5 protein-coding genes are annotated in these 5788 nt (G+C 60.1%); 1 reads left to right on the top strand and 4 read right to left on the bottom strand.

Annotation, left to right across the window (positions count from 1 at the left end):
- Positions 1-448 (top strand): TrkH family potassium uptake protein (locus A3754_RS14585; RefSeq protein WP_197468667.1); only part of this gene is annotated, 448 nt, incomplete at its 5' end.
- An 18-nt stretch (positions 449-466) separates the two neighbouring features.
- On the opposite strand, the gene A3754_RS14580 is transcribed toward A3754_RS14585, so the two are convergent.
- The 4 genes from A3754_RS14580 to A3754_RS14565 all read right to left on the bottom strand — a co-directional run bounded on the left by A3754_RS14580 (position 467) and on the right by A3754_RS14565 (position 5337).
- A complete protein-coding gene (locus A3754_RS14580) occupies positions 467-1378 on the bottom strand; it encodes a YihY/virulence factor BrkB family protein (RefSeq protein WP_063520280.1) in 912 nt (303 codons plus the stop codon).
- A gap of 68 nt (positions 1379-1446) precedes the next feature.
- On the bottom strand, positions 1447-1860 hold the full coding sequence (locus tag A3754_RS14575; RefSeq protein ID WP_156497004.1) for a 3D domain-containing protein: 414 nt from the start codon (positions 1858-1860) through the stop codon (positions 1447-1449).
- 421 nt (positions 1861-2281) lie between these two features.
- The gene (locus A3754_RS14570; RefSeq protein WP_063520279.1) at positions 2282-3574 is read right to left on the bottom strand and encodes an NAD(P)/FAD-dependent oxidoreductase; all 1293 of its coding nucleotides are present in this window, start codon (positions 3572-3574) and stop codon (positions 2282-2284) included.
- 218 nt (positions 3575-3792) lie between these two features.
- A complete protein-coding gene (locus tag A3754_RS14565; RefSeq protein WP_063520278.1) occupies positions 3793-5337 on the bottom strand; it encodes a phosphoenolpyruvate carboxykinase in 1545 nt (514 codons plus the stop codon).
- Between the last annotated feature and the right edge of the window lie 451 nt (positions 5338-5788).

The following is a 5788-nucleotide window of genomic DNA, read 5'->3' as shown; positions in this document are numbered from 1 at the left end:
GCTGCTGATGTTTATCGGTGCGGGCACCAATTCCACCGGCAGTGGTATCAAGGTGACCACCTTTATGGTGCTGCTGCTGGCCACTCGTGCCTTCCTGCGGGGGCGGCCCCTGCCGGTGATCTTCGGCCGGCAGATTTCGTCAACGCTGGTGTACAAATCCCTGGCGATTATCTTTATTGCCTGCGGGGTGGTGTTTGTGGCGTTGATGGCGCTGTCGGTCACCGATGCCCGACTGGGGTTTGAGGATCTCACCTTTGAAGTGGTATCGGCGTTTGGCACCGTGGGGTTATCGCGGGGCATTACCGGTGAGCTGTCGTCAGCGGGGCAGTGGGTGATCATGCTGGTCATGTTTGTGGGGCGCATCGGCCCGTTGACCCTGTCATTCCTGCTGACCCGTCCGCGCCAACCGGTGGTGCGTTATCCGGAAGGCGAGGTCTATATCGGTTAATGGATAACGAAGAATGGCTTATTGGGCGGGCAGGTCGATCTGTTGGCGCTTCACGCGAATAGCGGTGCTGCGGGCCAGAATTTTCAGGCCCCGGGCTTCGCAGTGAGCGCGGGTGAAGGCGGCGCCGAATAACAGAATCATGGACGAGTAGTACACCCACATCAGCAAGACCACCAGGGAGCCGGCGGCGCCGTAGGTGGATGCCGTGGCGGTATGCGCCAGGTACAGGCCGATCAGTGCGCGGCCGACCGAAAACAGGATCGCGGTGACCAGTGCTGCGGGCATAACGGCTTTCCAGTTCAGTACCACATCGGGTAGCACCCGGAACATGGTGCCGAACAGCAGAGCAATCACCAGCAGGGATACGCTCATCTCAATCACTACTACCACTGCGCCGTGAATCGGCAGCCAGCTTTCCGCATAGACGATGATTGCCTGGACCACCACGTTCAGCAGCAGCGAGACCAGCAGCACAAAGCCCAGTGAAATTACCACCGTCAGCGACAGCAGCCGGCTTTTGATCAGCGCGGCGATGGTGTTGCGTGAAGGCCGCGGCATCACCTCCCAGATGGCATTCATGGAGCGTTGCATCTGGGCAAACACGGTGGTGGCGCCAATGATCATGACCAGCAGGCTGAGCATGCCGGCGAGCAGGCCCTGGCGTGGTGCCTGGGTATTGGCGATGGCGTTACGCACCTCGTTGGCCGCTTCCGGGCCGATGGTGGCTTCCAGCTGGCCGAGGATTTCGGTCATGGCGGCCTCACTGGTCATCACCAGGGAGATGACTTTGACCGCCAGGATAATCACCGGGGCGAGAGAGAACAGGGTGAAGAAAGCCAGCGACCCGGCATAGCTGACCGCGTTGCCCTCCAGCCACAGGCGCACCGTGTTTTTGAAAATGCCGAACCAGTAGAGTGCGATCGCTTTCATTGTTATCCCGGCGTCAGTGTCCTGCTGGCAGTGTAGCGACTGCCGTCGGGGGTGGCGAATACCGATGATTATTCAGCCGGCACCTCCCAGCGGATGGTGACTGGCTGCCGGCCCCATTCCCGTGCTGCCTGCCGGTCTTTCATCAGGATGTCGATGTGATCGGTCCAGCGCTTGTTCATCTTGTCGAGCACCTGATAGGTGCCGGGCAAGCCGTCAATGCGGACTTCGGTCTGGTGGGTGAGCCCCGCCTTGATCAGGTCGCGGGATACGGCAATGGCCTTCATGCCGGGCTCCAGCTGGTCGCCCCAGGCGGCCAGGCCCACGTTGCCTTTCTTGGTTTCTGCTTCGGAGAGGGTGTACGCAGAGGCGCTGACTTCACGGCTGACTTCGGTGCTGTTGTCGCAACCGGCGATCGCCATTATCAGTGTCAGACCGGTGATCCAGCGGGTGGATTGCATGGTGCGTGGCAAGGCGTTGAGCATGGTTCCCCCTGTGTTGTGTGATGGGAGCACCCTGGCAGGGAGACTGTGAAGATGCCATCAAAGAAAAGGTTCATCGCGTAATTGAGTGATGCGCCGATGTCAGGTGTTGTCTTCTTATTCTGCCGTGGTCGCAGCTGGGTGCCGGATGCACGACAACGGACGCTTACATTCGAAACCTGAAAACCTTGGCGGCTATGCCCTCTTCGCAAAACGCATTACCCGATTATTCCCTGGCAATGCTCCTGAATATTCCTCAAAAGAGGCGCCGCAATAGTGACAGCCTCTCAGGCTGTGGGTTTTGCGTCAGGCATCCGGCGTCGAGCGTCCGGCAACGTGCAGGGTAATTCGCGATGAGATAAAGAAAAGCCCGGGGTGTCGGAACGTCCCGGGCCTGTTGGTGTGGTCAAGGAAGTTGGCAGGGTCAGTGCAGCTTCAGTCGTGGGCGTACCAGTTTGTTGAAGCGCCCGGCAATGAGCAGCATGATGGTGCGCGGCCAGCCGTAGAGCGCGGCCTGGTGCATGCGATACAGGCTGATGTACATCATCCGGGCGAGCCAGCCTTCCACAAAGAAGTTACCGCCTTTCAGGTTGCCCATCAGCATGCCCACCGAGCTGTAGTTGGACAGCGACACCAGTGAGCCATGGTNCTTGTATTCGAAGGGTTTCGGGTCGCGATTCATCAGCAGCCGTTGCAGGCTGCGGGCGGTGTGCTGGGCCATCTGCTGGGCGGACTGGGCCCGCGGGGGGATTGGCCGTTCTGCCCCTTCCGGAATCAGGAAGGCCGCGTCACCGATGATGAAGACGTTCTTCTGGCCCTTGGCCTGCAGGGTCGGTTCCACTTCCACCTGGTTGATACGGTTGGTGGTCAGCCCGTCGATCTGACTCAGCCATTCCGGGCATTTCACCCCGGCGGCCCAGACCAGCAGGTCGGCCTTGATGGGATCGCCGTCTTTGGGCACCAGGGCGTCGGGGGTGGCTTCGGCCACCATGACGCCGGTGCGTACTTTCACGCCCAGGCCTTCCAGGCGCTTGGTGGCGGTGGCGGACACCCGCTCGCTGAGTACCGGCAGGATACGCGGTGCAGCTTCAATAATATCCACCTGCAGATGTTTGCGATCCAGCTTGTCGTGCCCGTAGAAGTTGAGCATGGAAACGGCATGGTGCAGTTCGGCTGCCAGCTCCACCCCGGTGGCACCGCCGCCCACGATGGCAACGGATACCGGCTTGCCTTCGTAATTGGCGTGCAGACAGGCATTGAGGAAACGCTCACGGAAACGCTCGGCCTGGGCGCGGCTGTCCATAAACAGGCAGTTGTCGCGTACCCCGGGGGTGCCGAAGTCGTTACTCTGGCTGCCGGTGGCCAGTACCAGATAGTCGTAACTCAGCTTGCGCTCCGGGAGGACTTCGCTGCCATGGGCATCGTGCAGGGGCGCCAGGGTCAGGGTCTGCCCGGCGGTATCGACCTGGGTCATGGTGCCGGGCTCAAACCGGTAATGGTTGAGCTGGGCATGGGCGCGATAATCCACCGCGTCCAGGTCCGCATCGATGGCACCGGTGGCCACTTCATGAAAACGCGGTTTCCAGACGTGGATGCTGGATGAATCCACCAGGGTGATATCGGCATTGCCATATTTGCCGAGCTTGGCGCCGAGTTTGGTGACTAATGGAAGACCACCGGCACCACCGCCGACAACAACAATTCTGGGTTTGCTCATGAGAAGTCCTTTATCTAAGACGGCAAGTCTAGCCTTTGGACATGTCAGGTCCAATTGTCGCATGGTATTACGACTTGTTGGGGGGGGAAGAGCTGTACTTACGGTCTGGCGTCGATGCTTGTTTTGCGTGAGAGGTGAGTCGCCATGCCTACAAACAACGAAGGCGCCTTGGAGGCGCCTTCTGCGTGTTGCCTGCAGCGTGAAGCGTGCTGTGTCAGTTACGCTTTGGGGCCGGCGGCGCGGATCTCGTCGGACACATCGGCGTACTTGTCAGCGAAGTTCTTCTGGAACTGCTCTGCCAGGTCGCGGGCGCGTGCTTCGTAGTTTTCCGGGTTGGCCCAGGTCTTCTTGGGTTGCAGCAGGTTGCTGTCCACACCGGAAACGGCTTTCGGCACGTCCAGGTTGATGATATCCAGGTGCTCGGTTTCCGCAGTGTCCAGCTCGCCGGACAGGATCGCGTTGACCACGCCACGGGTAGTGGGGATGCTGAAACGCTCGCCTTCGCCGAAGGGGCCACCGGTCCAGCCGGTGTTCACCAGGTAAACAGTGGAGCCGAACTCTTCCATGCGCTTGATCAGCAGCTCGGCGTATTCGCCGGCACGACGGGGGAAGAAGGGCGCGCCGAAGCAGGTAGAGAAGGTGCTCTTGATGCCACCACCAGAACCCATTTCGGTGGAACCCACCAGGGCAGTGTAGCCGCTCAGGAAGTGGTACGCCGCCGCTTCCTTGGACAGCTTGGAGACGGGCGGCAGGACGCCGGTCAGGTCGCAGGTCAGGAAGATGATGTGCTTGGGCTCGCCGGCACGGTTTTCTTCGACTTTTTTGTCGATGTTTTCCAGTGGGTAGGCGGCACGGGTGTTCTGGGTGAGAGACACATCGGCGTAGTCGGCGGTGCGGGTTTCGTCATTGATGATGACGTTTTCCAGTACCGCGCCGAACTTGATGGCGTCCCAGATTACCGGCTCGTTCTTCTGGCTCAGGTCGATGCACTTGGCGTAGCAGCCGCCTTCGATGTTGAAGACCACATCTTTGCCCCAGCCGTGCTCGTCGTCACCGATCAGGTAACGGTTCGGGTCGGCGGACAGGGTGGTTTTACCGGTGCCGGACAGGCCGAAGAACAGGGCCACGTCGCCGTCTTCGCCCACGTTGGCGGAGCAGTGCATGGGCAGCACGTCTTTTTCCGGCAGCAGGAAGTTCTGCACGGAGAACATGGCTTTCTTCATTTCACCGGCGTAACGCATGCCGGCAATGAGAATCTTGCGCTGGGCGAAGTTGAGGATCACGCAGCCGTCGGAGTTGGTGCCGTCACGCTCCGGGTCGCACTGGAAGTGCGGGGCATGCAGGATCTGCCATTCTTCCTTGCTGCGCGGGTTGTACTTCTCCGGGCGGATGAACATGGTGTTGGCGAACAGGTTGTGCCACGCGGTCTGCGCGGTCACTTTCACGGCCAGGTAGTGATCAGTGTCGGCGCCCACGTGCAGGTGGGAAATAAAGGCGTCGCTTTCGGCAACGGCCGCGGTAACGCGGTCCCACAGGGCGTCAAACTTGTCGCTGTCGATGGGGCGGTTAATGGCGCCCCAATGGATGTGCTCGCTGGTGCTCGGCTCGTCAACGATGTAACGGTCCATGGGCGAGCGGCCGGTGCGGTGGCCGGTTTCCACTACCAGGGCGCCGTTATCGGCCAGGCGGCCTTCGTTGCGCTGAACAGCCAGCTCTACCAGCTGGGCCGGGCTGAGGTCGTTATAAACAATCGGATCGGTCATGGTTAGTCCTGGGCTTGTGGCCGTGCGGTTGCAGCGGGTATGGCCGTGCAACCTTCAAGTTCGCATTGCGGATACACAGTGCCGGTCTCGTGCCCGGATACAGCCCGGACAAGACCAATAAGGGACCAGTAGTGGCGCCACTGATCAGCACAGGCGCGCGATTATGCCAGAAAAGAGAATCAGTGGCGATTCCCCATCGGACCGTGCGGTCACGGCGGCGGGGCCAAGTTGACAGTTGATAATTGACAGTTGACAGCGCTGGAGTGCCCCCGATTTAGTAGACACCTAATGATTAAACGGTCGCAGCATAGGCACTGGGGGAAACTCCTCCCAGTGCCATGTGCCGACGCACATTGGGATAGTACTGGTCCGTATAGTAACGAACTTCGCTCGCCATTTCGTCTCGGCCTATCTCTCCAAGAGGGCGAGTCCACTCCTTTTTTAGCAAGGC

The organism is Alcanivorax sp. HI0083 (assembly GCF_001635175.1).
Note: the sequence above shows the minus strand (reverse complement) of the source record. Positions and strands in the feature narration are given on the sequence as shown.

Excerpts from the sequence above, each read along its gene's own strand:
- A3754_RS14580 (WP_063520280.1), bottom strand. The coding sequence starts at position 1,378 with ATGAAAGCGATCGCACTCTACTGGTTCGGCATTTTCAAAAACACGGTG.
- A3754_RS14575 (WP_156497004.1), bottom strand. The coding sequence starts at position 1,860 with ATGCTCAACGCCTTGCCACGCACCATGCAATCCACCCGCTGGATCACC.
- A3754_RS14565 (WP_063520278.1), bottom strand. The coding sequence starts at position 5,337 with ATGACCGATCCGATTGTTTATAACGACCTCAGCCCGGCCCAGCTGGTA.